The following is a 26,172-nucleotide window of genomic DNA, read 5'->3' as shown; positions in this document are numbered from 1 at the left end:
GCTAGCTTAGTGAGTACAGTGGTATCGCTGCCGTACTCACTTATTCCTTCCGAAATATCACCGATAAATTGTTGGCTGGCATGGGAATGACCGCTTGCCGTGCCAGTCCATGCACCTCAGCCAAGTGTGTGACCTCTTCCAGATTGCGGATCCCCCAGAGTGGATTACGCTGACGCAGTGATGCATCAAAGGCCAGGTTGCTATCGACAGGGCTGACATCATCCTGCCAGAAAGGCCCATAGAGGTAGAGGATACCCTCGTTGCAGAGCAGGCTTTGGGCTAATTTCATCAGCCCCTCAGCGGCTTGCCAGGGTGCAATATGGATCATGTTGATGGCTAGCAGGGTGTTGTACTCACTCGGGATAATCTGTGGAGTAGCCATCACATCCAGATGGAGAGCTGGCCGCAGCTTTGGATGATGGTCGCGCTGCCGCCAGGCTTCAATGCTGCTGATTGCTGTCGGGTCAATATCGGTAGGCTGCCAATGAATTACCTGCGGCAGATTAGAGGATAAATACACTGCGTGTTCTCCAGTACCTGAAGCAATCTCCAGCACGCTCGCCGGGTCGGGTAAACAAGTCTGTAAAACCTTGAGAATAGGATCTCTATTGCGTTGTGTAGCAGGTGCATGATGAAAAAGCTTGGCTGATTTCACGGTGGTACGACTCCCTGGAAAACAAAAGGCCCTGTATCAAGGCCTTAATCTACCGGAAGCAAAGGTTAGGGTCACCTGTTGTCAAAGCGCGGTGTCGAGCATCAGCATCAGTACAAATCCAAGAATGAGTCCGTTGGTTGCGTAAAACTCGTGCCCTTTGCGGTGTGATTCGGGAATAATTTCGTGGCTAATGACAAACAACATAGCGCCGGCTGCGCCTGCCAGCCCCCAGGGCAGAAGGTGTGTACTGAACTCCAGTAGAGTGGCACCCATGATTGCCATGGCAGGTTCTGCAAGTCCCGTCAGTACACCGATAGCGATTGAGAAAAGTCGTGTATAACCCACAGCGATCAGTGCCATGGCAACTACAAAACCTTCCGGCATATCCTGAATCGCAATTCCAACGGCTAATCCATGTCCATCATTGGCTGCGTAAGCGGCACCGATAGCCAGACCTTCCGGAAAGTTGTGCAAAGCAATAGCCAGTACAAACAACCAGCTTTGGCGTAAACGCGTGCTGGAAATACCATCTGAGCCCTTGATAAAGTGTTCATGGGGTACTATTTTTTCGATAAGCAGCATCATGGCTGCACCGATCAACACGGCCAGAGCAACCTGTCCGGAGGCCATGAGACCGCTACTGCTTTGGCCTTCCATTATGTCCATGGAAGGTAGGATCAGTGAGAAAATACTGGCGGCCAGCATCACGCCGGCACCAAAGCCCATTAGACTGTCGAGAAAACGCTCAGAGATGCGATTGGCGAATACCGCCAGGAAAGCACCCGCTGCTGTAGAAGCTGCCGCTACCATCCCGGCATAAAATGCGTAACGGACCAGCTCACGTGTTTGCAGCAGTACGACCAGTTGGTAGATCAATAGCGCAAGCCCTGCAACCAGAATCAAAGCTCCAAGGAGCTTGTTAAGTGGAAGCCGAGAACCACTGAAGCGGGTAGATGTCAGGATGCGGTGATTCATGAAAGGCTCCTTGTTTATATTTAATAATAATCATTATCATCTAATGCTAACCAAGTCACCAGTAGAATTGCTCAATAAACTGATTAAATTTTAGCTATGACCTACGGGGGAGCAAATTCTCTCTATATAGGATTGGTACTGACTGCATTTACACCTTGATAAATATAGGGTTATAGTCTGCAGGTCTATAATGTTCCTTAAAGAAATATAACATCGGCTATAAGGCTGCTTTGGATATGACCCCACTTCCAGATGATGCGAATACAGCATTTGAAATTTTCCCCTGGAACTCGCAGCTTGAAACGGGCATTGCGATTATTGATGACCAGCATCGTAATTTGGTGTCCTTGCTTAACAAGTTAGGACAACAATATGTGCAGGGTGTTTCTAAACAGGCTATCGAGCAGATTCTTACAGAGTTGTCCGATTATGCTGATTATCATTTCCGAACTGAAGAAACGATTTGGAAAGCTTCGTTAGGCGGTGATGAGTGGTTTTCTGGCCATGTGGATAGCCATCAGCTTTTCTTTGAAGAAATTGAGTTATTACGCACTAGCCAGCTTCCATTTAGCCAGTTGCTTGAAGAGCTGTTTTCTTTTCTTACGCAATGGCTGGCCTACCATATTTTAGACAGTGATAAGCGTATGGCTAAGGCCGTGCATGCGATTGCTGAAGGGTTAAGTCTGGTTGATGCGCGTCAGCGTGCTGATGATGAGATGAGAGGCGCCACGGCAATACTGATCAAAACTGTGCTGTCCATGTACGAGAAGTTATCTTCTCAGGCGATGCAGCTAATGCATGAAAAACATGCACGGCAGCAAGCGGAAGCGGCGTTAGATCTCAGTGAGCAACGTTGGAAGTTTCTGTTGCAGGGCTCTCATGAAGGTTTTTGGGAGTGGGCTGAGCAGGATGCGCCTCCCTTATTGCCGGAGCAGTTAGCACAGTCTTTATTGCAGCAAGCTGGCGCCGAACAAGGCGATATTCATGAAGATGACTTGCCGCAACTACGCGCGGCGCTATCCGATATGTGGCAACCAAGTCATGACGAGGTGAAGATCAGTTATCGCATTGTGCTTCCTACTGGTGCGCTTCGCTGGATGGAGTTACGCGGTAAGGTCATTCAGCGCGACAGTATGGCAAAACCCCAAAGACTGATTGGTACGCGGGAAGATATCACTGAACGTGAACTTATCAGCCACATTATAAGGCTGGGGCATGAAGCACTGTTCATAACCGATACAAAAAATCGCATAACGGCTGTCAATCAGGCCTTCACTGTGCTGACCGGTTATACCCAGGACGCTGTGCTGGGGCAGTCCCCCAGTATGCTCGCATCTGGTTTGCATACGCCGGAATTTTTTAGCCGCATGTGGCAAGTGCTACAGAGAACTGGACTTTGGGAAGGTGATATCTGGAATCAGCGTCCTGATGGGAAGCGTTACGCTTTACACCTGTTTATTCAGCGCCATGATGGAGCCGATGGCTCACCCAGCCACTATGTGGCGACTGGATATGATGTCACTGAACGTAAACATTATGAAATAGAGTTGCAGGATCAGCGTAAACGCCTGCAGACCGCGTTGGAGTCGGTACATGGGGGAACCTGGGAATGGGATCTTGCTACGGATGAGCTTATTTGTGATGCCCGCTGGTGGGAGATGCTGGGCTTTACTTTGCATGATTCTGGTACCACTAGGATTCAGTTTTGGCAAAGTGCCATACATCCGGATGACGTTTCACGGGTATCGATGCTGATTGATGAGCTTATCCTCAATAGTGATGAGTTATGTGAAGTAGAGTACCGCATGCAAACTCAGTCGGGCGAATGGATATGGGTTCGCTCTTTGGGGCGCGTAATGCAGCGTGATGCCGCTGGGTCGGCCATCAAAGTTGTAGGGATTAATATCGATATTACCCAACAAAGAAACCATCAGCAGGAGCTTGAATATGTCGAGCTACATGACGTGCTGACTGGCTTGCCCAACCGCAACCTGTTTTTACAACTGCTGAAAAACACCATGCTGACTTCGGAGGATGATAGACGGCTGATGGCCGTAATTTATCTGGATATTGACAGCTTTGCCGATATTAACGATCAATATGGTGTTGAAACGGGTGACCGTCTGATTGTGGCGATCAGTCAGCGTGTACGTGATTCAGTCAGAGAACATCAAAGCCTGGCGCGTATCGGTGGTGATGAATTTGTGCTGATACTTTCTGGGTTCAATCAGGAAGAGGAGATAGTGTCACCGGTCAAACGTTTATTAATGCACTTGGCTGAGCCCATGTTGATTAATGGATATTCGCTGGAGTGCTCTGCCAGTATCGGCATCGCTTTTTACCCGCAGGCGCACAAGGTCGATGCTGATGGATTGATCCGTCAAGCTTCACAAGCGCTGTATCAGGCTAAACAAGCTGGTAAAAATCGCTACGCGGTGTTTGATCCAGACAATGATTCAATGACTCGTCGAAAGCTGGAGCAGATTGAAGCTATTCATCAGGGACTATTGCAGCACCAATTCGTACTTTACTATCAACCTAAAGTGGATATGCACAGTGGTCATGTGAGCGGTGCTGAAGCACTAATTCGCTGGCAGCACCCACAAAAGGGTTTGTTACTGCCGGGTTATTTTATTCCTGTTATTGAGCAGCATCACCTATCCGTAGAGATAGGTAACTGGGTGCTTGAGTCAGTATTTCAGCAACTGGTTCAATGGTCAGCGGTGGGATTACCCAAAGGTTTTGTGGTGAGTGTCAATATCGGGGTGGTGCAATTACACGATCCGTCATTCAGTGAATTCCTGATTGATTTGCTTAAGCGCTATCCTGAGGTCAGCGCGAATCAAGTTGAGTTGGAGATCCTTGAAACCGGTGCCATCGAAGATATGTCGTATGTCTCTGGTTTGATTTTAGAGCTGCAGAGTTATGGATTTACCTGTTCACTAGACGATTTTGGTACCGGATATTCTTCGCTGACCTTCCTGAAAAACATTCCGGCACGGACAATAAAAATTGATCAAAGTTTTATTCGTACCCTGCCGCATGACCCTGAACACTTTATGATCATTAACAGTATTCTGGGACTTGCCAAAAGCCTGAATCGACAAGTGATCGCTGAAGGGGTCGAAAGTATTTTGCATGGTGAGTTGCTGCTGGAGTTGGGGTTTTCAGCGGCACAGGGTTTTGCCATTGCGAAACCTATGCCAGCCGCTGTGTTACCCGATTGGGTGAGTACTTGGGAGCCCCCACAAGCATGGAAAAAATGCCGTGCCTTGCCCGTAGACAAAATACCCCTGCTATTGGCTGAAATTGAACAGCGCACCTGGATGGTGACACTGCAGCAGTATTTCGATGGTCAGATCGATCGGCCACCTTTGCTGGATGGTTGTGCCGCGGTTGATGGCATCATGCCGCAGATGTGTTTGCCCCAAGCTAGTATTGACGATGTAGATTGGCAAAATTTGCAGAGTCGATATAAGCAATTGCTGGAAGAGGCGCGTTCTCTGGTCGCGCTTTATCAGCAAGGGCAAATAGATCGCTTGCAATTTCATTTTGCCGGATTCAAGACAGCCGATAAGCAATTTATCCATCAGTTGCGTTTGATTAGAAGGGAGAGCTAGTGATTTGTTTCAGTACAACTAGGGCTATTACCGAGTTGGTTTACTGAGCTTGGCTAACACTGGAAATTATAAATAAGCCCCTAATCAAGCTCAAAATAATCTTTTTCATTTATATCTAGGCCGAGTAATATGGCCGCGTTAAATGGCTATAACGGTTTCTAAGTAGTATGAGAAGTTAGCGTTTGAATGTATCTTATCTAGCCAAACCTGAGCGTATTTTAAAGAATCGCCGCTTGGTTCTATTGTTTTTAACCCTCCTGTTTGCACTTTTTGCCGCTGTTTTTCTCAGTCTATGGAGCAGCTTCAAACATTCAGTGGAGCAGACGCAACAGCGTATTATTTTTCAGAGCCAGTTATTGGAGCGCAGTGTCACTCGGACGTTGGAATCCGTTGAGTCTGCAATGGTGTCGCTGGATAGGATGTTTGCTCAACCAACGGATGGCCCTGCATCTGATGAATCGGTTGAAGGGTTGCGTCGACGCGTTGATGAAATGATTCATTTTGCACCGCATATTCATCAGATCCTTGTCACTGAAGGCACTCAGGTGCTCGTAGACAGCGCGTCTAGAAGTGAGGGAAGGGAGATAGATGCGAGTCGTATCGGTTTGGATCTCAAGTCCTCCGACTGGTCGAGGTATGCAGGACTCAGGGTCATAAGTACGGTGAATCAGCGTTTTTTACCCTTAATTGATCAGCACCAAGGCGCGTCCTCCACACACTCGGTTGTGGTAACCGGACTTCGTTCAGGCTCTCAGTCCACTGCGGGTGATTTCTACTGGATACTGGTTGCATTGAATCCTGAATACTTTACTGATTTCTTTCTGACAGAAAACCCAGATAATACCCTAAAACAAGAGATCAGCTTACTCAGTTTTGAGGGTGAACGGCTTGTTTCCATGTTGCCCAGTGCAACTAAGTTGCCGCCGGTCAGTGAATTTCTTCAATCTGGACGCAATCAACAGCTCTACCCCACTCAGGAAGCATTGCATGCCTGGAGCCTTTCATCTCGTTATCCTGTGATTATTTCAGTTACCCAGTCTCAGCGCGATTTCGTCAGAAATTGGTGGTTGAATAATCAGGCGATGCTCTTTGTGCTGTGTGCCTTGGTTATATTAATGCTGATAAGTATGGCGGTGTTGATTCGCGAAGTGACTCGTCGAGTGTCCATTCAACAGCAAATGGCGCTGCTATCCAAAGCTGTTGAGCAGTCTAATGTGGCGGTCATTTTAACTGATAATATACAACGGGTTGTCTATGTTAATCCGGCCGTTGAGAGGCTATTTGGCTACTCGGTCAGTTATATAATGGGGAAAAATCCACGTTTCCTGGGAAGTGCCTGGACAGATCGATCAACGATGGACAGTCTCCGTCAGGCCTTGCAAGAAGGGAGTGACTGGGAGGGCGAGCTAATCAATCGTACTGCAAAGGGTGATTTGATTCCGGTGGCAACCCGGATCTCCGCCGTACTGGATGAGACGGGGTCAGTGAGCCATTTTGTGGGTGTGATGGAAGATGTCACAGAGCGCAAGCAGCATTTAGAACAATTGCATCAGCAAAATATCAAACTCAGTCAGTTGGCAACTGTATTTACCCATGCGCATGAAGGGATCATCATTTGCTGTCCGAGGGGCGAGATTCTGGAAGTGAATGACGCATTTTGTGTGATCACTGGATATGACCGTGCAGACGTACTGGGTAAAAATCCCAGGTTGTTGCATTCAGGTCATCATGATGCCGAGTTTTATGAATCTATGTGGCGGTCTATCAATATCGATGGGCATTGGAGTGGTGAACTATGGAATCGGCGTAAAGATGGCGAGGTGTATGTCGAGCACATAACAATCACAGCGGTACAAGATGACTCTGGAGACGTACTGCACTATGTTTCTTTGTTCAGTGATATCAGTCGGCAGAAACAGCAGGAACTTCGGTTACAGAAGCTGGCGCACTTTGATCCGCTGACCGGCTTGCCAAACCGTTCATTGCTGCATGATCGCCTTCAGCAGGCCATGCATTTGACGCTACGGCGCGAACGCTTGATTGCTGTGGTGTTTATAGACCTTGATGGTTTTAAGCGTATTAACGATGATTTTGGCCATGCAGCAGGAGACAGTTTGCTCTGTTTCCTGGCGGAGCAGATGAAGCAAACTTTACGTGAGGGTGATACCTTGGCGCGTATCGGTGGCGATGAGTTTGTCGCTGTATTGACAGATCTGGCCGATACCGAGGCCTGTGAAATTGCGCTTAGGCGTATACTTAAGGCTGCTATGCTGGAGCATCAGTACAAAACTGAACATTTTCATGTCTCCGCCAGTATGGGAGCAACTTTATATCCCCAAGTGGAAACAGTTGCACCTGAGCAGTTATTGCATCAAGCCGATCAGATAATGTACGCGGCGAAAGAGTCAGGTAAGAACCAGTTTCAGATTTATGATTCTAACCAAAACACGGTTATACACAAACAGCTTTGTCTTTCCTGAAGTTTGGGGCGGGTGGACAATTGACTCCAACCCGCACAAACCTGATAATTCAGCGTCTATTCCACAGGTTTTTTCCATGCCAAATCAAACCACATCACCTGTAGCTCCAGTGCTTCAACCCGGCGTGATCCGGATGTTGCTGTTGGTGCTGTTGTGGTTGATTTTCACCGCCTTGCCCACGCCCACTTTGGGTGATTCGAAAACCGGCTTTACCGCCGAGGCGCAGCCTTGGGCTGTGCTGCTGCAGTCACAACAATCTCGTAACTTTAGCGTTGAACCGTCGGATGAGGATCAGCAGCAGGTCTCAGCGGATCCTGGCCAGTTGTTTGCCCTTTTTGTTGGTCTGCTACTTTGGCTGTGTGGCCAGCGCACTGTTGAGTCCACGCGTGTTACCGCCGTTGGCGTGTCTGCGCGGCAGTTCTATCGACCCCTTCTGAGAGCCCCGCCACAACAATAAGCGCTGCATATGCACTGTCTGATTCAGACAGTAACGCTTATTCTGTTTCTATTGGGGTAACCTATGAATAATTTTTACCGGCGAGCTGCACTCTGTGGCTTGCTGATCCTATGCATGCTGTTGAGTGCCATACCAAATCTATTACCTTCTACAGTGGCAAGTCACTTGCCAAGCTGGTACACCCATAACACCCTGTCATTGGGCCTGGACCTGCAGGGAGGCTCGCACTTGCTGCTACAGGCCGATGGGCAGGCGATGCAACTGCAGGCACACCAGGGGCTGGCTGATGAAGTCGCTGATGTACTGCAGCAGTCAGGAATTACCTTTCGCTGGGTTGGGGCACCGGAAGATCTGCGCTTGGTGTTTAATAAGGAATCGCAGTTGCTGGAGGCTAAGCAGCAACTGCAACCGCTGTTTAGAGATGCTGCAACCGGCATACGGCGGGTCGAGCTGCTGCAGGATGGCCACCAACTGAGTCTGCAAATCACTCAGGACTGGCAAAATCACCTGATGTCTGAGGCGATCGAGCGCAGTCTGGAAGTGGTGCGTCGGCGTCTGGATGAAACCGGGTTGGTTGAACCCAGTATCACTCGTCAGGGGCGCGAGAGTATTTTGGTGCAAATGCCGGGTGTAGCGGACCCTGCCGAGGTGCGCGCATTGCTTGGCACCACCGCAAAAATGACCTTCCATTGGTTGGCGGATGCGGCTGATGATTCAGTCTTAACGACGATCCACTGGGATGCCACCGGTGAACAACGCTATAGAATCGAGACAGCTGTGGCACTGGAAGGCCAGCATATCCGTGATGCACGCTTGGGCTTTCATCCAGAGACTGGGGCCGCCGTGGTGCATTTTACCCTGGATACTGAAGGGGCTCGACTTTTTGCCGACATGACGCGGGCAAACATGGGTCGTGCCTTGGCGATTGTACTGGATGATACAGTGATCACCGCACCGGTTATTCAAGGCGTGATCAGTGGCGGTTCTGGTGAGATTAGCGGCTCTTTTACCCCACGTGAGGCGGGTGATTTGGCACTGTTATTGAGAGCGGGTGCTTTGCCTGTGCCTTTACAGGTCATTGAAGAACGCAGTGTGGGACCGGATCTGGGCAGCGATGCCATCTCGATGGGGGTTACAACTGGAATGATCGGTGCCGCCTTGGTGCTGGCTTTTATGCTGGCCGTCTATGGCAGTTGGGGCGCGATTGCTTGTGTCGCCTTGATAGTGAACCTGGGCCTGATACTCGGCGTGCTGAGTTTGTTGCGTGCGACACTGACCTTACCTGGTATTGCCGGGATTATTCTGACGCTGGGTATGGCGGTGGATGCCAATATCCTCATCAACGAGCGTATTCGAGAGGAGGCACGCAAGGGCTATTCGGCGGCGATGGCGTTGAAGGAAGGCTTCTCTCGTGCCTGGAGTACCATTCTTGACTCCAATCTAACCACGTTGATTGCTATCAGTCTGCTGTTTTTCTTTGGTAGCGGGCCGGTGAAGGGGTTTGCCGTCACTATAGGTATAGGTTTGCTGACCTCGTTGTTTACCTCAATCACCCTGACTCGCTTACTGATGGAATGGCGCATTCGTGGCAAAGCACGTCAACCGTTGAAGATCGGCGGTGTTCAGTGGCTGGATCGCCTGAGCCAAGCGGTTCCCAATTTGATGCGTGCGCGTCGGCTTGGGCTGGCCTTGTCTCTGGCGCTGTCCCTGGCGTCGGTGGCGCTGTTCTTTCAGCCTGGGATGCACTACGGCATCGATTTTACCGGAGGCACGTTGGTTGATGTACGTGCGGATGGGATGAGCACGGAATCACTGCGCCATCAATTGGCTGAACAGGGGTTGGTGCAAGCCAGTATTCAGGAGTCCGGTGAAGCCGGGCAGTATCTGATACGTTTACCCTTGGCAGAACAACAGCAAGCCGTCGCCACGGCCCAGGTAGAGCAACTCAAGCAGGCGGTGTTAGCCGTACAACCAGAGGCCGAATTTCCGCGCACCGAACTGGTGGGGCCAAGGGTCAGTGGTGATTTTAGTGACATGACACTACTGGCAATTCTGATTGCAGGCGGGGGAATGCTGGGCTACCTCTGGTGGCGATTTGAATCCCATTTTGCCTTGGCCGCTACGCTCACCATTGCGTTGGATCTGACCAAAACCATCGGTTTCTTTGTGCTGACTGGCGTTGAGTTCAATCTGACGGCGGTGGCGGCGTTACTGGCGCTTATTGGCTATTCCGTGAATGACAAGGTGGTGGTGTTTGATCGAATCCGTGAGAATCTGCGGCTCACACCGGACAAGCCAATGCTGCAATTGTTGAATGAAAGCATAGGTTCGACGCTGACACGGACTGTATTCACCTCGGTAACGACGCTGTTGGCATTGCTACCGATGGGGATTGCCGGTGGCAGTGCGGTGTCCAGCTTTGCCTTGCCGATGTTGTTTGGGGTAGTAGTGGGCACGGCTTCCTCGATTTTCATCGCCTCGCCCTTGCTCTATCTGTTGGCACAGCGGCGCAAACGCCAGGGGTTACCACAGCTACGTCCTACGGCTGAAGCATTACGGCGTGAGCTGGAAGTAATGCCCTGAGAAGATCAGCAGATATCAGCTGCTCATCTGCTGATATCTGCCATATTTCTGTCATAAATGTCGCGTACAAAGGGCTCTTTCATTCAAGAGACTTTGAGAATGCTGTCCAGACTCACGATTGCAAAAAAATTACTTCTTCTGGTGTTGGTGCCGCAGGCTGCATTGATTCTGGTCCTGCTCGCTAGCCATTTCAGCTCAGTCGAAAAAGACCGGTTATTTCTGACGCTGTATGATGAACATCTGGCGGTGCTCTCGGATGTATTACGTGTACAGCGCCTGGTACAGACTGAAGGAATGGCTCAGCTGTCACAATATCGAACTGGGTGGGACAGTATGGCCAATACTCAGACGGCCATTCATGAGTTACTTAAAACAGCAGAGCAGCATTGGTCGGTTTTTCAGCAATTGCGGCCTGAGCAATTGGATCAGGATGAAAATGAGATTCTGGATACGCTGGATGCCGGCTTTATAAAAGTGACTGCACAGTATCGTGCCTGGGTAGAGCCGGTTGGCAGTGATGCCCTGGCAATCCGCATTCTTAATGAGTCGACGATCAGCGCTGAGGTCTCTCAGACTATTGAGCCTTTCAGCCAGATGGTGGATCGGTTTGTCCAACAACAAATTGAGACTGCCGACAGTGTTCGTGTAACCGCACAACGGCTGACCGAGCAACTTGTTTGGACCTATCTGTTGGGTGGAGGGGTTATCTGTATTCTGCTGTTTGCACTCGGGCTGCAGGTTCAGCGCTCTATTTTAGGACCAGTGAGTCGCCTCAGGGATCTGTTAGTGGACATTGAATCTGATTCTGATTTATCACGGGTTGCAAACGAGCAGGGGAAAGATGAGGTGGCTGCCGCTGCTCGTGCCTTGAATAAAATGCTATTTCATTTCAAAGGACTGGTGCATGAGATCAGCGATAACACAGAACAGTTACGTGTACAGGCTGATCGGACACTGGATATCAGTCAGCAGGTCACTCAAGGCGTGGAAAGCCAAAGCCAGCAGGCTGTTTCGCTGGCTTCAGCGGTGGAGCAGATGTCAACAGCGATTGAACAGGTGAATCAGAATACCGTCAATGCGGTGACCTTGGCTGAGGCCGCCCAGAGGGTGACTGTTCAGGGGAGAGAAATATCCACCCAGAGTATGGCAACAGTTGAACATCTGGAGCAGCATTTGAGCCATACCCAGACTGTGATTCAGGAGTTGCATGATGGATCCAGAGAGATTGCCCAGGTACTGGCTGTGATCCGGGGTATTTCCGAGCAGACTAATCTGCTGGCACTGAATGCGGCGATTGAGGCAGCGCGTGCCGGCGAGGCGGGCCGCGGTTTCTCTGTTGTAGCCGATGAAGTGAGAACCTTGTCGTTCAATACCCAGCGGGCAACCGAATCGATTAATGGCATCATTGAAACACTTCAGCTGCGTGCAGAACAAGCTTCAGGGGTGATGAAAACAGCCTATAATCAGGCCAGTCATAGCGTAAATCAGGTGCGTGAAGCCGATCAGTTATTTGGTCAGATAAGCAATTCAGTCAGTGAAATTGTGACGTTGAACAACAGTATTGCGACTGCCAGTCAGGAGCAGATAAATGTCACACAACATCTATCCTCGGCCATGCAGCAACTGAATCAGGATATAGATGGCCTGAACCGAACGGCTGCTAATTCAGCAGATGCCAGCCAGGCGTTACACCTACTTGCAGGTGTGTTATCTGATGGATGTCAGAAATTCAAGCATGCCTGATTTGATTTGCCGAGGGTTGCCAGATACTGACAGTCGCCTGTTTGATGCTATCATCGGTATTTTTCCGTCAGCATTTAGCACAGGCAGCTGTGGTATGAAGATACTCATCCTGGAAGACAATGCCATTTTGGCACAGGGGCTTAGAAGCGTTATTGAAGAGGCTGGCTATTCCGTTGATCTGTTGATGGATGGTGGTCAGGCGATTGCGTGGCTGAAAACCGGCCAGTATGACTTGCTGATGCTGGATCTGGGTTTGCCCGGCATGGATGGCATTGAGATTCTGCGTTATTTACGCCGTCGCAATAACCCGATACCGGTGATCATCATCACGGCGCGGGACCGACTGGACCAACGTATCAGCGGTCTGGAAGAGGGGGCCGATGACTATCTGTGTAAACCCTTTTCATTGGAAGAAGTGGTGGCGCGTGTGCGGGCGGTGATCCGCCGCAGTCGCTCCTTTTCCGATAATCGCTTGAAGAACGGCGATCTGGAATTGTGTCTGGCATCGCGAACCTTGACCCTGAAAGGTGACGAAGTGACATTGCATCGCCGCGAGCTGGCCGTGCTGGAGTATTTGCTGCTTAATCGCGGACGTTTGCTGAGTAAGGATCAGGTGGCGGACAGTATTGCATCGTTTGAGCAGGATGTCAGTGCTGGTGCTATCGAAACTTACGTCTCGCGTATTCGCAAGAAACTCGGTTCAGCCGCCGCAATTCGTACCGTGCGTGGGTTGGGGTATCTGATGGATAATCTGGATTGAGGTCATGATACAGTCTGTCCGCTCCCATTTGATTTTGTGGTTTATTGTTCCTTTGGTTCTGATGATTCCACTCTCTCTGTATGTCAGCCAGTATGTATTGACTCAGCGGATTGACGATAGCTTTGATGCCATGCTGCGTATGGGGGCAGAGCGGTTCGAGGAGCGTTTATTCTTTGCCGAGGGTGAAGTGCGGATCAATATGCATTATTTTTCCGTTAACTCACTGGGTACTGGAGGGCAGGGTAAGTTATTTTATCGTGTTAAGGATGCGCAGGAGCGTCTTCTGACTGGTTTTAAAGGCTTGCAAGGGCCTGGTGCGGCGTTTGAAGGGGAGGGGTTTTACGACACAGTCTTTGCGGGTACCGAATTGCGGGCGCTGCGTTTGTTTATCCCGGTTCGGGGTGCCACCGCTGGAGAGCTGGTCGAAGTGATTGTTGCCGAATCACGTGAAGGACGTGAAAATTTGTTGCAGGAGTTTGTGTCCAGCCTGTTGGCAATCAATGTGGCGTTGGGTCTCAGCGTCCTGGCGCTTGCGTTGTTTGCCATACATCAGGGCCTGTCACCACTCAAACGCATTGAGTTGGCTTTGCGAAGCCGTTCGGCCCATGATCTTTCACCGGTGGAAGAACAGGTGCCCTCTGAGGTGAGTACGTTGGTGAACAGTATCAATCACCTGATGGTCAAAATTAAACAGAATATGCAGCATATTCAGCAGTTCAATGCGGATGTCTCACACCAGTTGCGTACGCCGATCTCTGAAATTCGGGTGCTGGCTGAAATGTCGGAAAAACACTGTAATGACCCGGTATTAAAGCAGCATCTGCGGTCAATTCGCAAAACGACAGACTATGCGGCGCGTACTACGCAGCAGTTGCTCAAGTATGCCAAAACCAAAAGTGATCTGGTGGATCATGCCGCACTCAATGTACAGGATCTGCAACCTGCCTGCCGTGAAGCTTGTGCACGTCTGCTGAACCGTATTCTCAAACGTGGACAGGAACTGGAATTCATTGCCGATGAACGTGAATTTCCGGTGCGATGCGATCCGATTATGGTGCAATGGCTACTGACCAATCTGATTGACAATGCCAGTGTACATGCCGGTGGTCTGGATGCAGATTATCATGGCGTTATCCGTGTCCGGCTTACAGAAGTGATGGGCTCGGCCTGCTTGAGTGTTGAGGATGAAGGAGTCGGGATTCCCGATGAAGCCATTCAGCATGTTACCGAACGTTTTTACCGCGTAAACCGGGATGAAAAGGGGAGTGGGTTGGGATTGTCGATTGTCAGTCAGGTGGCTCAATCCCATGCGGCGCAATTGCAGCTGCGCCGATCCGAACAGGGTGGGTTGCTGGTATCAGTGTTGTTTCCGTTGGTGGCGCAGCAAGAGTTGGCTGAGTAGCGGTGTTGACAGGATGAGTAAAAACATCCGGATCAGGTGGATATACACCACATAGATGGGATCGATACCCGCTGCAGTAGCAATCAGTGCCATTTCACCTACACCGCCAGGTACCAGCGCCAGAAATGCATGAGACAGCGGAATACCTGTCAGCTTCCAGGTCAAGAGTCCAAACAGCGCAGCGATCAGCATGCCCAGCGTAGTGGCCAGCACAGCATAGCCGCTGACCTTGAGCAGAGCACGCAGACAGGTGCCAAAGAATCGACTGCCAATCGATGATCCCAGTACCACAAAGGTAATGATCATGACCCAGCCAGGCAACTCGATATGGATGACAGTAAGAGACAGCAGTGCACTGGTCAGTAATGGGCCCAGAAACTCAGCCATCGGCAGACGCAATTGTTTTGCACCCCACCAGCCAACAGGTACCAGACCAATCCACAACAGATCCAGCCAGTTGCTGGCTTCCACGGTCGGGCTTGCCAGTGTCTGTCCGGGCATGAAGTAGAAAATCATGGAGGTGCTGATGACCACCAGTGTGATACGCAGTGTTTGCGCGATAGCGATCCAGCGTGCATCCCCACCCAGAAGATCACCTTGAATCACCACAGCGTTCATCGTGCCTGGTAACGAGGAAAATACCGAGGTTACGGTATCAAGCCCGGCCAGACGCTTGAACATCCAGGTGTTCAGTAGCAGCGTCAGCATGACGGATAGCATCATCAACAGGACGCTGGGGTACCAGGTGATCAGCTCTTTCAGTAAACCGGATTCAAATCGGGTGCCTAGCCAAAAGCCAAGCACGCCCAGAAAAAAGCGGTTGGCTTGGCGATTCACTTGCACTTTTATCCCTTTGAGTGCCAGTAGTGAGACCAGCATTAAGGGGCCCAACATCCAGGGCAAGGGCAGCCCGAGCCACCAGGCGGCCCAGCCGCCCAGTGTGCCTAGCAGCAGGGTGTACAGTGTTTTCAAGCCACATTACTCATTCAATTGCGCCTTTACTGGTCGGCGGATCAGTGCCAGTAAGTGGCGTCCAAACAATGACAACAGCAACAGAGCGATGATGGCCAGTGTTGCAGGTCGCTCCAGAACATAACTGATATCACCGCCACTGATCTGGTAGGTGTGCAGCAGGGCTTTTTCAGCCATAGCACCCAGCAGTATACCAATCACAGCCGCCGGGACTGAGTAGCCGTAACGACGCATCAACCAACCAATGATAGCAAATGCCAGTACGGTAAAGGGTCCAACAAAATTACCCGTCAGGCCAAATGAGCCCATGACAGCCAAGACCAACACGGTTGGGATCAGGTAACGCATTGGTACTTTGATGATATTGGCCAATAGTGGAATAAACAACAGGCCCAGTATCATCAGGAAAAACACCTGGGCAAAGTTGGCAAAGATGATGGCATAGACAATATCGGTTTGTTCACGAATAAACTGCGGCCCACCGGTAATATTGTGCATGGCGAAGGCCGCGAGCATCACCGCTGTGGCTCCACCACCGGGAATACCCAGTGCTAGCAGGGTGGCCATGGAGCCTGCTTCGGAGGTGCTGTTGGCCGATTCCGACGCCACAATGCCTTTGGGGTTACCTTTACCGAAGGAGTCTGGATCCGAATCACGACGTTTAGTTTCCACATAAGACAGTAGATTGGAAACCGATGAGCCAACACCTGGAACGGCACCGACAAATACGCCAATCAAACAACCGCGTAGCATTACCATCGGAGACTGAAAGGCCATTTTAAATCCGGCAAAAATCTTTCGCAGATCCACATTACGGGAGGCTTTGTTGTCGACGATATATTGTTTGTTGGCTAGACGAAAAAGCTCTGATGCAGCAAACATTCCCATCATGGCGGGAATCACCGGGATGCCATCAAACAGGTAGAAGCTGCCTAGCGTACCGCGTGCCATGCCTATTTCGTTGAAACCTATGGTGCCGATCAGCAGTCCAACAAACCCGGCAATCAGCCCTTTGAGCATATATTCGCCACGCAAGCTGGCGATTAGTGTCATACCCCACAGAATTACCATGAACATTTCGGATGGACCAAGTTTCAAGACCATCAGGCTGATAGGCTGGATCATCATGAACAAGATCAAGTAGCCAACCAATACCCCGAAAACGGATGATGCCAGAGCGATACCCAGGGCCTGGTTATGCTTACCTTGCTTGGCCATAGGATAGCCGTCAAATGCTGTGGCAATGGCTGACGAGGTGCCGGGAATATTCATCAAGATAGCGGGAATACCACTACCAAAGGAGCCGCCAGTAAAAATGGCGGTAAGAAACAGCATAGCCTGCAAGAAATCCATATACAGGGTCATCGGTAAGAAAATAGCCATTGCCATGGAGATCTGTAATCCGGGCGTGGCACCAAAAATCAGACCAATGATGATACCGGGAACGACGATCATCCAGGGTGTGAAACTGCTGAGTAACATGGACAGTGCCGCAGCACTGGCAGCGAAATCGATCATGAGAACTTCACCTTGTACAGATTGTCAGTCGATGGGTAGGAAGGTCATCGGCATGGGGTAGGGCAGCATCAATGCAAAAAATAACGCAATAGCCAGACCAAAGCTGATGCTGTATCCCAGCACCCAGAACCAGTTACGCTCGTTTTTCATACGTAAGAAAATCGCTACGAATAAAATGCTGCCCAGATCGAAACCCAGCCAAGGCAGAGTCAACACATACACTGCAAACAGCACAATGATTGGTAGAATTTCCTTGATTGGCTCATCTTCAACTGGTTCAAACAGGTTGCCATTTTTGAGGTTCATGACCAGTTCGGTGATACATAGGATTAGTACCGCCACAGCAACCGGCAGAATTAATAGCAGGTTAGGGGTGGTAAAGGAAACACGAATGGCATCACTCAGATACCAGAGGGTAAAGCCAGCTAAGCCAAGCAGCATGCACAGCTGACCGACATCTTTTTTAGTCTTGTTCATGAATCACATCCTGCTGCCCGTTGACCGGGCAGCGTTGGTGGATAGGGCTGATTAGTTCAGTATGTGCGCATAACGACGGAAGGTCTCAAAGTTCTCCCGCATTAACTGGTTGGATTTTTCCGGACCGACCCAGACACCACCAATTTCGTGGCTACGCAGTTCATCCTGCAGTTCTTTCTTGGCCAGTACGTTCTGCATTGCTTGCGCCAGCTTGTTAAAGCGCTCCGGATGGCGACGTTCGAATTCAGCGCTGACCGCAAAGCCTCGCATAGATCCCTGTAGTACCGGCACTTCGATATTTAAGGGTTCAAGAGCCTCGTTAACTGTCGGCACATCCCACTGTTCAATACGCTCTTCGCTGACGATCGCCAGAGGGATCAGAAACTCGCGGATACTCTCGCTGCCTTGAGCGCTGATCAACACCAGATCAACTTGTCCACCGGCCACAGCCGTGCGTGCCTCACCGCCACTGTTATAGGTCACCAGATTCAAATTATCCTGGGGAATGTCATACGCTTCCAGCAGGATGCGAGCCATCAGATGACCTGCTGAACCCTGTACGACCGATGCTCTCACAGTGCCTGGCTCATTTTTAATGGCGTCGAGCACTTCTGACAGACTGGTGTAGCCGCTGTCTTTGTTGACAGCAATCAGGTCCTGATCAAACCATTGAAAATTAATGTAGGAAAAATCTTCCACGCTATAGGTGGCGTTACCTGCCAGGATGGTATTGTTCAGGTAAGGCGCAAAAGTAGAAGAAAACAGATGGTAACCTTCATCCGGCGCATTGAGGATGTAGTTGGCGGCAATCTGGGTGCCGGCACCAGGACGATTGGTTACGCGAACAGGAACCCCCAGTTCTTGTGAAAGATGATTACTCATGATGCGGGTCATGCGATCAGCACTACCGCCGGTGCCGAAGCCGACAACTGCTTCGATGGGACGGTTAGGATAATTACTGGCAGTCGCCGAAGTGGCGGTAACCAGCAACGGAAGTGTCAGGGCACAAACAGCCAGTTTCAGGGTTTTGCGAAAGGACATTGCCATAGTGAAACACCTTCTAGTTATTGTTTAGATGCATGCCGTCCACGTCTGAGGGTTTACGGCGGCACTTTGGCACTATAGGGAGCAAAGCTGTCATAAAGCTGGCAAGCAATGGATAAATTCAATTCTTTAGACCAAAGTATAGGTCTTTCGAGTTTTCAACAGATATGTAGGTCTGGCCATCTGTGTGTTTATAACGTTGATATATCCATCATGGTCCGGGCGTGAAACCCTTGATTTTTTCTTTGCCACTGTAAAATTATGACGGCATATAATTGCTGTATTTTTGGAATCATTTATAATGAAAAAATAGAAAATTCAGAAAATATAACGCTAAGGGTGGGTGAATGTATAAGTCTAAACTGCTGCTAGTCATTGCATTGCTTATGCTGATGACTAGTGTCGCCAGTAGTGCGTTGGCCCAAGCCCCTGAAGGACCGGTTGTTCTAACGCTTAGTGGTAAGATCAGTCAAACAAATGCAGATGAAGCAATGTTGTTTGATCGTGACATGCTAGAAGCCTTGCCGCAAGTGAAAGTAGTCACGCAAACTCCTTGGTTCGACGATGTTAGTGAATTTGAAGGCCCATTGGCCTCAGCTGTGCTGGAGGCGGCCGGTGCTGATTACACTGCTAGCATGCGTGTCACCGCCTTGAATGATTTTAGTGCAGTGATTCCGGCATCGGACTTTAAAGACCTGGGTGTTATTTTAGCAATGAAGCGCGATGGTGAAGTGTTGCGTGTTCGTGATAAAGGGCCGTTGTTCATCATCTACCCGTTTGATGATAATCCTGACCTTAACTCCGAGGTGTACTACAATCGATCTGTATGGCAAATTAAGTCCATTGAGCTTTATTAGAGCTGATCGGTTAGGGAGAGTCAGGGTTTGACGTTGGAAAAACAGGTTTATTTTCGTCGTACCTTCTGGTTACTGTTGCTGTCTACCCTGATTTTTCTGGTTGCCGCTTTTTTTATTCTGAATACCATGCATGACCGTTCACAACAACTGTTGGAAGCCGCCCGGGAAGATGCGCTGTGGGCCAGCTATCAGTTGGACCGTGAAAATCTTAAACTGTCTCCGCTACTTAGCCGCTATGCCGTTTCGCCCGATGCGTCCGCCTGGCAGGCGCTTGAATTACGCTTTGAAATTTTATACAGCCGGATTCAGCTGCTTCAACGTGGCGAAATGAGTCAATTGTTCGGTGATGACGCTGGTAATTTGTCACCTTTCTCACGTGAAGTGATTGATATCATTCTGGAAATGGACGGTTTTTTTGAACAGGGGCCTGATGTTGTCAGTGAGCATATTCAGTCTCTGATTTCTTTGTCAGAACGTTTGTCTCAGGTAACTGAACGTATCGTGGTCGATATGAAGGGTCTGGGAGCTTTACGAATTAATGAGGAGCGTGCCGAGCAGCGACAGATGTATCGGTATGTGACTCTGCTGATTGTGCTGATCACCATTAGCATGGGTATTTTGATTCTGCTGCTGTTACGGCATATGGCGTTTGCAGCCAAAGCGCGAGCCAAGGCTGAAGCGTTGGCTGAAGAGCTGCGGGTTGCGGTTAATCATGCTCAGCAGGCCAGTCAGGCTAAATCGGATTTTTTGGCTATGATGAGTCATGAGATCAGAACGCCTATGAATGGTGTGCTGGGCATGTCGAGATTACTGATTGAAACTGATTTGGATTCTGAGCAAAAGCAAATGGTCAGAACCCAGTACTCTAGTGCCAGTGCTTTGCTGTCCATTCTCAATGACATCCTGGACTTTTCCAAGCTCGAAGCCGGTCGTATGGAGCTCGACACCCTGCCCTTCGTGTTGCAGGATTTAGCGCAGGAAGTGGTGGCTTTGTTTCAGGCGACAGCACAAAGTAAAGGTGTTGAATTGCAGCTGCGCTTTGCAGATCAAATCTCACCTGGCTATGAGTCAGATCCTGGACGTTTGCGCCAAGTGCTGCTGAATCTTATTGGTAATGCGGTCAAATTCACTGATAACGGACGGGTTGATGTGTACTTTGCCCATCCTGAAGCGGGAAAGCTGAGCTGTCGCATTGAAGATACCGGTATCGGCATGACAGCTGATGCCGTGAATAAGTTATTTACGCCGTTTACACAGGCCGAATACTCGACTTCACAGCGTTATGGTGGCACAGGTCTTGGATTGGCTATCTGCAAGCGCATTATTGAACAGCTGGGTGGTGATATCAGTGTTGATAGTGTGTCAGGGCAGGGGAGCCGTTTTGCATTTGTTATACCAATAAAGTCAGTTAATGCCTCGGTGCTGTCTGTTGTATCGGTGAAGGATTATGCCGATGTCGCGGAGGCTGAACTGGATAGTCCCTCAACTGGACAATTACCTCAACTGGCAAAGACTCTTCTAGATACAAGTCATGCAGACAAAATACTGTTGGTTGAAGATAATAAAGTGAATCAGATGGTAGCAATTGGATTGCTTAAAAAGCTGGGTTATCAGTGTGTTGTTGCCAGCAACGGCGAAGAAGCTCTTGAGAAAATCACGGCGCAGCATTTTGATCTGGTTTTAATGGATATGCAAATGCCAATCATGGATGGTGTTACCGCGACCCGAAAAATTCGTGCATTGGATCATCCTGCTGCCTCTGTAGCCATTGTAGCCATTACTGCCAATGCCATGCTCGAAGATAGAGAGGCCTGTTTCAGTGCAGGTATGAACGATTTTCTCAGTAAGCCTTTCAATAAAGAAGATCTTGCAGAAAAAGTGAAGCGCTGGCTGGGGCACAAGTCGTGCAACTGAGTGCTTACGTCAGCCAAGATGCCAGCTGTGCTGGCATTGTCTCAATGTTGTCTGGTACTTTATGGCTTCTAAAAAAGCTGGCTAGGGTCTGATGCCCAACTGATACGATTCTTCCCGGTGGCTTTGGCGGCGTACATGGCGTGGTCGCCAGCGGTCATGAGTTGGTCAAGGGTAAGCCCATTATTGGGAAAGCAGGCAATACCAATGCTGATGCCCAGGCTAAACTCCAGTGATTCAAATCGTATAGGGGTGGCAACGCATTGCAATATTTTGTCTGTAACAGCCAATACCGAATCAATGCTGGCAACATTTTCCAGTAATACGATAAATTCATCGCCGCCGATACGGATCACACTGTCGGTACCTCTGACAATACTTCGAAAGCGTTTTGCCAGCTCAGTGAGGGTCATGTCACCTGCTTGATGTCCATGCAGGTCATTGATCTCTTTGAATCCATCCAGATCCATGTACAACAATACTAAGGTATCCTGGTTGCGCTCAGCACGAGCAACGGCCTGATCAAAACGATCATATAATACCACGCGGTTGGGTAATCCTGTCAGGCTGTCATGCTGGGCCAGCATTCGATATTGTGCTTGTGAAGCACGTAAACGCTCAGTCATACGCATCAATTGCCAGACCATAAAAGTGGTCAATAAACCAAATGTGGCTCCAATAGTGCGTGCTATCCAGATAAGTCCACTCACTGGGTTGCTGTGTGGCCGATCGGAGACGGCGGCCATCTCCCAGGTGCCATTGAGTACCTTGATGGAAGAGCGTATTGCCTCCCTGTGTTCGAATAGCGCTTCATCGCCATAAAATACCACACCATCAGCACCCGTCCCTTCCAGACTGCGCAGAGCAATGTTGAGGTCGAATGATGGGTTAAGTATGCCTGAGGCTTCAAGTAGTACTGAGAAATTAATAGGGGTGCTCATTAGCCCCCAGTAGTATTTTTCATCTTCTGAGTTACGCAGATAGATAGGTACACGATGAATGACAGCAATGTCACCCTGTTCTAATTCATAAGGGCCTGCTAGAACCGGTTCAGCAGTTTCCATCATTATCTTTGTGGTCAGGCCCTGTTCCGGGTGGTGGAGCAAGTCAAGTCCAAGTGCTACTTCATTACCCTCTAGTGGGTAAACATAACGGATGATATTGTCTGGTGCCAGTGTGATATGTCTAATCAGGTGGTTCTGTTCAAGCAGTTGCTTACTGAGGCGGGTAAAAAACTCTTCACTGATTTCACCATTCGCACTGACGAAGGCGATCAGGCCAGCGGTTAGATTTGTGGCACCATTAAATGCACCTTCGATATTGGCACGTACTTCGGCCAAGCGTTCAATATCAAGGGCCTTTTGCTGTTGATGCAACGTGCCCTGATAGAGGCCACTCATGGCGAAAAATACCACTGTTACCAGTAAGCCCAATACCGGGGCTATAATCATGCGAAGAAGGCGTGGTGTAGGTGTACTGCTCATGCCTTTTCTCTCTGACAGGGTTTTACATACATAAGTTAGACCACTCAAGCCGAGCCGTTTTATTTAGTATAGCTTTTTGCAGCGCAGCAGAATAGTTGGTTGTTCTTTAAGCAATAAAAAACCCTCCGGAGAGGGTTTTTGAAGGTAAAGTGGATATTATCAGCCTGGACGCTTAACCCAGGACTGGCACCAGCCTTTGGCTTCAACAGAGAAGCCCTGGAACAGGGTGCAGCCTTCTGTGTCAGGCTGCCAGAACATGCAGTTATCACAATAGGAATCTGGTTTGTGAGCTGGATGATCCGCAGCAGCATTCGAATCTTTTACATAGTTTAGCGCTTTAGCGTTAGGCGCATCTTCGCTTAGTGGAGGCAGGGTGGCAGCGAATGACTTGGAGGTCAGAACGCCCATACCCAGTGGCAGCGCAGCCAAACCGAACATACCTTTTTTCAGAAAACCGCGACGACTCGTGTTAGCCATAATATTGACCCTTTTTCATTGACGGTTGAACCCGCGCCCATTCTTTTGATTGACTGCGGATTTGAGGTTGATAAGTATATTAGAACTCGCTTGGATTGCCAGTGCAATGATACAAATCAAGATTCACAAATGTGACACCGGTTTTTTCACTCGGTTCACATGTACCCACAAAGGCCAGGCCCTTATAGGTTTATTCTTTATAACACTATACGACGTGAATGATGAATATGATCTGAATAGATTGTCATAGTAATCGGCAATCGGTAGTCGATATGACAAATGTGGCTATATTGATTGAGTGTGACATGTAAATATTGGCAGTTTATGGCTATCTCATTCGATATAGCATGTTTTTTAGATGCTCAGGTAATGGAGTAAGTCCTTTTTATTATAAGGGTTGTTTTTTGAGGGTAGCTTAGGTTTCTATATGGCACTTATTTTGCTTCATACCAGATATTTGCGCGTTTCGCGCAGAAGTTCATGAGTGCGTAGGGCAATATAATGCATAAGAAAATAAAATGGCTCCGATACGGGCTATCGGCACTGTTGCTCGTGCCTGTCACACTAGCAACTGCCAGTTCAACCGCTGATCACAGTCAATTTGAAGCACTTCAAGGCCCTTTCAGCTCTGGCCCGGAGGTTACGGCAGCCTGCCTTAGCTGCCATACCGAGGCCGCCAGTCAGATCATGAAAACCCGTCATTGGACCTGGGAGTATCCAGATCCGTTAACCGGTGAAATGTTGGGTAAAAAAACCATGATCAACGGTTTTTGCATCGGTGATCGATCGAATGAAGCCTTCTGTCAGAGCTGTCATATAGGTTATGGCTGGGAAGATGATACGTTCGATTTTGATGAACCCACGCAGGTTGACTGCCTGGCTTGCCACAATACTGGTGAGTATCAAAAGATCGCTGGCCTGGCAGGACATCCTGCTTATGAGAACATGGAGTGGCCTAAGGGGTCAGGCAAATTTTTGCAAGCTATAGATCTGATAACCGTGGCTCAAGAGGTTGGCCCCACGTCCAGAGAAACCTGTGGCAGTTGTCATTTTTATGGTGGCGGCGGTGATGGTGTTAAGCATGGTGATCTGGATTCATCGCTGGTGCATGCCAGTCATGAGCTGGATGTGCATATGGCTGAGGATGGCCTGAATTTCAGCTGCAGTGATTGTCATCAAACAGATCAACATCAAGTACCGGGGAGTCGCACCAGCATGACGGCGGCTGATACAGACCCGGCGATGATGCGTGGACTGTCTCACGGCGATCGGAATCCTGCCAGCTGCCAGTCCTGTCACGGAAGTGAGCCGCATGATTCCAGCTTTGCACATGCGTCGCGCCTCAATCAACACGCCGAAACCCTGGCGTGTCAGACCTGTCATATACCGGCTTTTTCACGCGGTGGCGTGCCGACCAAAATGGGCTGGGACTGGTCTGAAGCCGGGCAGCTCACCGAAGATGGCAAGCCGTTTGTAACTCGCGACGCTTCAGGGCATGTGATTTATGACAGCCGCAAAGGCAGCTTTGTGTTGGGTGAAAACGTGCAGCCGGTATATCAATGGTTTGATGGTCGTGTCGATTATATTCAGCCAGATACCGTCATAGATCCTAGTGGTCGGGTTCCTATCAACCAGTTTCTGGGTCAAGCAGGAGCGGCGGATGCGCGGATATGGCCAGTTAAGCTGTTCCATGGCAAGCAACCCTACGATACGCAGTTGAATACACTACTGGTTCCCCAAGTCGCCATCCCGAATGATACCGCCTTTTGGTACAACTTTGATTGGGATAAAGCCTTAAAAGTAGGTGCTGAAACCAGTGGGTCCCCGTTTAGTGGTCAGTATGATTTTGTGGAAACCTCCATGGTCTGGCCGATTACCCACATGGTTGCACCCAAAGAGCAGGCATTGGACTGTGCGTCTTGTCATGCCGATGTGAGTCGTCTCGAGGGTGTGGAGGGAATCTGGATGCCTGGACATCACCGCTATCACTTACTCGATTGGCTGGGTTTCAGCCTGGCTGGATTAATACTCTTAGGGTCGGCCGTTCATGGAACCCTGCGCGTACTCACCCGCAATACTGGCCGAGGACACTAAAATGCAAACTCCCATCTATCTGTATACCCGCTTCGAGCGCTTCTGGCACTGGAGTCAGGCCAGCTTGATAATTGCGCTGTTATTCACCGGCTTTGCCATTCATGGCAGCCATCAATTGATCGACTTCAAAACAGCTGTGGAAGTGCATGAAGTGGCTGCTTGGCTACTGATTACCTTATGGGTGTTTGCGATCTTCTGGCATTTCACCACGGGGCAATGGAAGCATTATATCCCGACACATAAAAACCTGGTGGCGATGGCGCGCTATTACGCGTATGGCATGTTTGTGAAGCAGCCGCACCCGTACCATAAAACCCCTGATCGCAAACATAATCCATTACAGCGAGTTGCCTATTTGCTGGTTAAGCTGGTGATCAATCCGCTGATCTGGCTTTCAGGTTTGGTGTATTTGTTTTGGGGGAGTACCAGTAAATGGCTACCGCTTACGCTGGATGAGGTGGCATTTCTACACAGCCTGGGTGCTTTTATGATGCTGTGTTTTTTGTTTCTGCATATGTATCTGGCAACCGTTGGACATACGCCCTTGGCACATATTAAAACCATGATTACCGGATGGGAGGCACCTCACACCGATGAGGCGCCGGGTGTGGAGCCCGAGGATGAGGCACCCCCGGTTCCAGAAAAGTTATAATCTACTTGAAT

Annotated in this window: 19 protein-coding genes; 11 read left to right on the top strand and 8 right to left on the bottom strand. The window is 49.5% G+C overall.

Features of this window, described 5'->3' with window-relative positions:
• Window positions 1-40: 40 nt before the first annotated feature.
• Complete coding sequence (locus tag ACN0R1_RS00840; RefSeq protein WP_417578956.1) at window positions 41-655, bottom strand: DUF938 domain-containing protein; 615 nt, start codon at window positions 653-655, stop codon at window positions 41-43.
• An 81-nt stretch (window positions 656-736) separates the two neighbouring features.
• Entirely contained in the window at window positions 737-1,630 is an 894-nt protein-coding gene (locus ACN0R1_RS00835; RefSeq protein WP_417578954.1) for a ZIP family metal transporter, read from the bottom strand.
• A 236-nt stretch (window positions 1,631-1,866) separates the two neighbouring features.
• Between ACN0R1_RS00835 and ACN0R1_RS00830 the strand changes: the two genes are divergently transcribed.
• The 7 genes from ACN0R1_RS00830 (at window position 1,867) to ACN0R1_RS00800 (ending at window position 14,675) form a co-directional block, all read left to right on the top strand.
• Entirely contained in the window at window positions 1,867-5,250 is a 3,384-nt protein-coding gene (locus ACN0R1_RS00830; RefSeq protein WP_417578952.1) for a bacteriohemerythrin, read from the top strand.
• Between the two features lie 182 nt (window positions 5,251-5,432).
• Window positions 5,433-7,730, top strand: coding sequence for a diguanylate cyclase domain-containing protein (locus ACN0R1_RS00825; RefSeq protein WP_417578950.1), 2,298 nt, complete (start codon window positions 5,433-5,435; stop codon window positions 7,728-7,730).
• Window positions 7,731-7,806: 76 nt separating this feature from the next.
• Complete coding sequence (locus ACN0R1_RS00820) at window positions 7,807-8,187, top strand: hypothetical protein (protein WP_151056714.1); 381 nt, start codon at window positions 7,807-7,809, stop codon at window positions 8,185-8,187.
• A gap of 63 nt (window positions 8,188-8,250) precedes the next feature.
• Window positions 8,251-10,770, top strand: coding sequence for a protein translocase subunit SecD (gene secD / locus ACN0R1_RS00815; RefSeq protein ID WP_417578948.1), 2,520 nt, complete (start codon window positions 8,251-8,253; stop codon window positions 10,768-10,770).
• 99 nt (window positions 10,771-10,869) lie between these two features.
• Window positions 10,870-12,513: a methyl-accepting chemotaxis protein gene (locus ACN0R1_RS00810; RefSeq protein WP_417578946.1), complete on the top strand. Its 1,644-nt coding sequence runs from the start codon at window positions 10,870-10,872 to the stop codon at window positions 12,511-12,513.
• Window positions 12,506-13,273 (top strand): response regulator, encoded by a 768-nt coding sequence (locus ACN0R1_RS00805; RefSeq protein ID WP_417578944.1) that lies wholly within the window; start codon window positions 12,506-12,508, stop codon window positions 13,271-13,273. The genes ACN0R1_RS00810 and ACN0R1_RS00805 overlap by 8 nt, the downstream gene beginning before the upstream one ends.
• A gap of 4 nt (window positions 13,274-13,277) precedes the next feature.
• Window positions 13,278-14,675 (top strand): sensor histidine kinase, encoded by a 1,398-nt coding sequence (locus ACN0R1_RS00800; RefSeq protein ID WP_417578942.1) that lies wholly within the window; start codon window positions 13,278-13,280, stop codon window positions 14,673-14,675.
• Here the strand turns inward: ACN0R1_RS00800 and ACN0R1_RS00795 are convergent.
• The 4 genes from ACN0R1_RS00795 to ACN0R1_RS00780 are packed head-to-tail and all read right to left on the bottom strand — an operon-like array spanning window position 14,631 to window position 18,689.
• Window positions 14,631-15,647: an AbrB family transcriptional regulator gene (locus ACN0R1_RS00795; RefSeq protein WP_417578940.1), complete on the bottom strand. Its 1,017-nt coding sequence runs from the start codon at window positions 15,645-15,647 to the stop codon at window positions 14,631-14,633. The genes ACN0R1_RS00800 and ACN0R1_RS00795 overlap by 45 nt on opposite strands.
• Window positions 15,648-15,653: 6 nt before the next feature.
• Window positions 15,654-17,165: a tripartite tricarboxylate transporter permease gene (locus tag ACN0R1_RS00790; protein WP_417578938.1), complete on the bottom strand. Its 1,512-nt coding sequence runs from the start codon at window positions 17,163-17,165 to the stop codon at window positions 15,654-15,656.
• A 24-nt stretch (window positions 17,166-17,189) separates the two neighbouring features.
• Window positions 17,190-17,642: a tripartite tricarboxylate transporter TctB family protein gene (locus ACN0R1_RS00785; protein ID WP_417578936.1), complete on the bottom strand. Its 453-nt coding sequence runs from the start codon at window positions 17,640-17,642 to the stop codon at window positions 17,190-17,192.
• A 51-nt stretch (window positions 17,643-17,693) separates the two neighbouring features.
• Entirely contained in the window at window positions 17,694-18,689 is a 996-nt protein-coding gene (locus ACN0R1_RS00780; RefSeq protein WP_417578934.1) for a Bug family tripartite tricarboxylate transporter substrate binding protein, read from the bottom strand.
• A gap of 344 nt (window positions 18,690-19,033) precedes the next feature.
• Here ACN0R1_RS00780 and ACN0R1_RS00775 point away from each other — a divergent pair, with 344 nt between their 5' ends.
• Window positions 19,034-19,543: a hypothetical protein gene (locus ACN0R1_RS00775; RefSeq protein WP_417578932.1), complete on the top strand. Its 510-nt coding sequence runs from the start codon at window positions 19,034-19,036 to the stop codon at window positions 19,541-19,543.
• Window positions 19,544-19,570: 27 nt separating this feature from the next.
• On the top strand, window positions 19,571-21,457 hold the full coding sequence (locus ACN0R1_RS00770; protein ID WP_417578930.1) for a response regulator: 1,887 nt from the start codon (window positions 19,571-19,573) through the stop codon (window positions 21,455-21,457).
• A gap of 68 nt (window positions 21,458-21,525) precedes the next feature.
• Here the strand turns inward: ACN0R1_RS00770 and ACN0R1_RS00765 are convergent, their stop codons facing one another.
• Complete coding sequence (locus tag ACN0R1_RS00765; RefSeq protein WP_417578928.1) at window positions 21,526-22,938, bottom strand: diguanylate cyclase domain-containing protein; 1,413 nt, start codon at window positions 22,936-22,938, stop codon at window positions 21,526-21,528.
• Between the two features lie 159 nt (window positions 22,939-23,097).
• Complete coding sequence (locus ACN0R1_RS00760) at window positions 23,098-23,415, bottom strand: high-potential iron-sulfur protein (protein ID WP_417578926.1); 318 nt, start codon at window positions 23,413-23,415, stop codon at window positions 23,098-23,100.
• Window positions 23,416-23,916: 501 nt separating this feature from the next.
• Here ACN0R1_RS00760 and ACN0R1_RS00755 point away from each other — a divergent pair.
• Both ACN0R1_RS00755 and ACN0R1_RS00750 read left to right on the top strand, forming a co-directional pair.
• Window positions 23,917-25,509: a tetrathionate reductase family octaheme c-type cytochrome gene (locus ACN0R1_RS00755; RefSeq protein WP_417578924.1), complete on the top strand. Its 1,593-nt coding sequence runs from the start codon at window positions 23,917-23,919 to the stop codon at window positions 25,507-25,509.
• Window position 25,510: 1 nt separating this feature from the next.
• Window positions 25,511-26,161, top strand: a complete 651-nt coding sequence (locus ACN0R1_RS00750; protein WP_417578922.1) for a cytochrome b/b6 domain-containing protein — start codon at window positions 25,511-25,513, stop codon at window positions 26,159-26,161.
• Window positions 26,162-26,172: the final 11 nt, after the last annotated feature.

This window comes from Nitrincola sp. (genome assembly GCF_048264025.1).
Lineage (GTDB): Bacteria > Pseudomonadota > Gammaproteobacteria > Pseudomonadales > Balneatricaceae > Nitrincola.
Note: the sequence above shows the minus strand (reverse complement) of the source record. Positions and strands in the feature narration are given on the sequence as shown.

Coding starts and splice junctions, on each gene's coding strand:
- ACN0R1_RS00835 (WP_417578954.1), bottom strand. CDS start 1,630: ATGAATCACCGCATCCTGACATCTACCCGCTTCAGTGGTTCTCGGCTT.
- ACN0R1_RS00830 (WP_417578952.1), top strand. CDS start 1,867: ATGACCCCACTTCCAGATGATGCGAATACAGCATTTGAAATTTTCCCC.
- ACN0R1_RS00820 (WP_151056714.1), top strand. CDS start 7,807: ATGCCAAATCAAACCACATCACCTGTAGCTCCAGTGCTTCAACCCGGC.
- secD (WP_417578948.1), top strand. CDS start 8,251: ATGAATAATTTTTACCGGCGAGCTGCACTCTGTGGCTTGCTGATCCTA.
- ACN0R1_RS00810 (WP_417578946.1), top strand. CDS start 10,870: ATGCTGTCCAGACTCACGATTGCAAAAAAATTACTTCTTCTGGTGTTG.
- ACN0R1_RS00805 (WP_417578944.1), top strand. CDS start 12,506: ATGCCTGATTTGATTTGCCGAGGGTTGCCAGATACTGACAGTCGCCTG.
- ACN0R1_RS00800 (WP_417578942.1), top strand. CDS start 13,278: ATGATACAGTCTGTCCGCTCCCATTTGATTTTGTGGTTTATTGTTCCT.
- ACN0R1_RS00790 (WP_417578938.1), bottom strand. CDS start 17,165: ATGATCGATTTCGCTGCCAGTGCTGCGGCACTGTCCATGTTACTCAGC.
- ACN0R1_RS00785 (WP_417578936.1), bottom strand. CDS start 17,642: ATGAACAAGACTAAAAAAGATGTCGGTCAGCTGTGCATGCTGCTTGGC.
- ACN0R1_RS00780 (WP_417578934.1), bottom strand. CDS start 18,689: ATGGCAATGTCCTTTCGCAAAACCCTGAAACTGGCTGTTTGTGCCCTG.
- ACN0R1_RS00775 (WP_417578932.1), top strand. CDS start 19,034: ATGTATAAGTCTAAACTGCTGCTAGTCATTGCATTGCTTATGCTGATG.
- ACN0R1_RS00765 (WP_417578928.1), bottom strand. CDS start 22,938: ATGAGCAGTACACCTACACCACGCCTTCTTCGCATGATTATAGCCCCG.
- ACN0R1_RS00760 (WP_417578926.1), bottom strand. CDS start 23,415: ATGGCTAACACGAGTCGTCGCGGTTTTCTGAAAAAAGGTATGTTCGGT.
- ACN0R1_RS00755 (WP_417578924.1), top strand. CDS start 23,917: ATGCATAAGAAAATAAAATGGCTCCGATACGGGCTATCGGCACTGTTG.
- ACN0R1_RS00750 (WP_417578922.1), top strand. CDS start 25,511: ATGCAAACTCCCATCTATCTGTATACCCGCTTCGAGCGCTTCTGGCAC.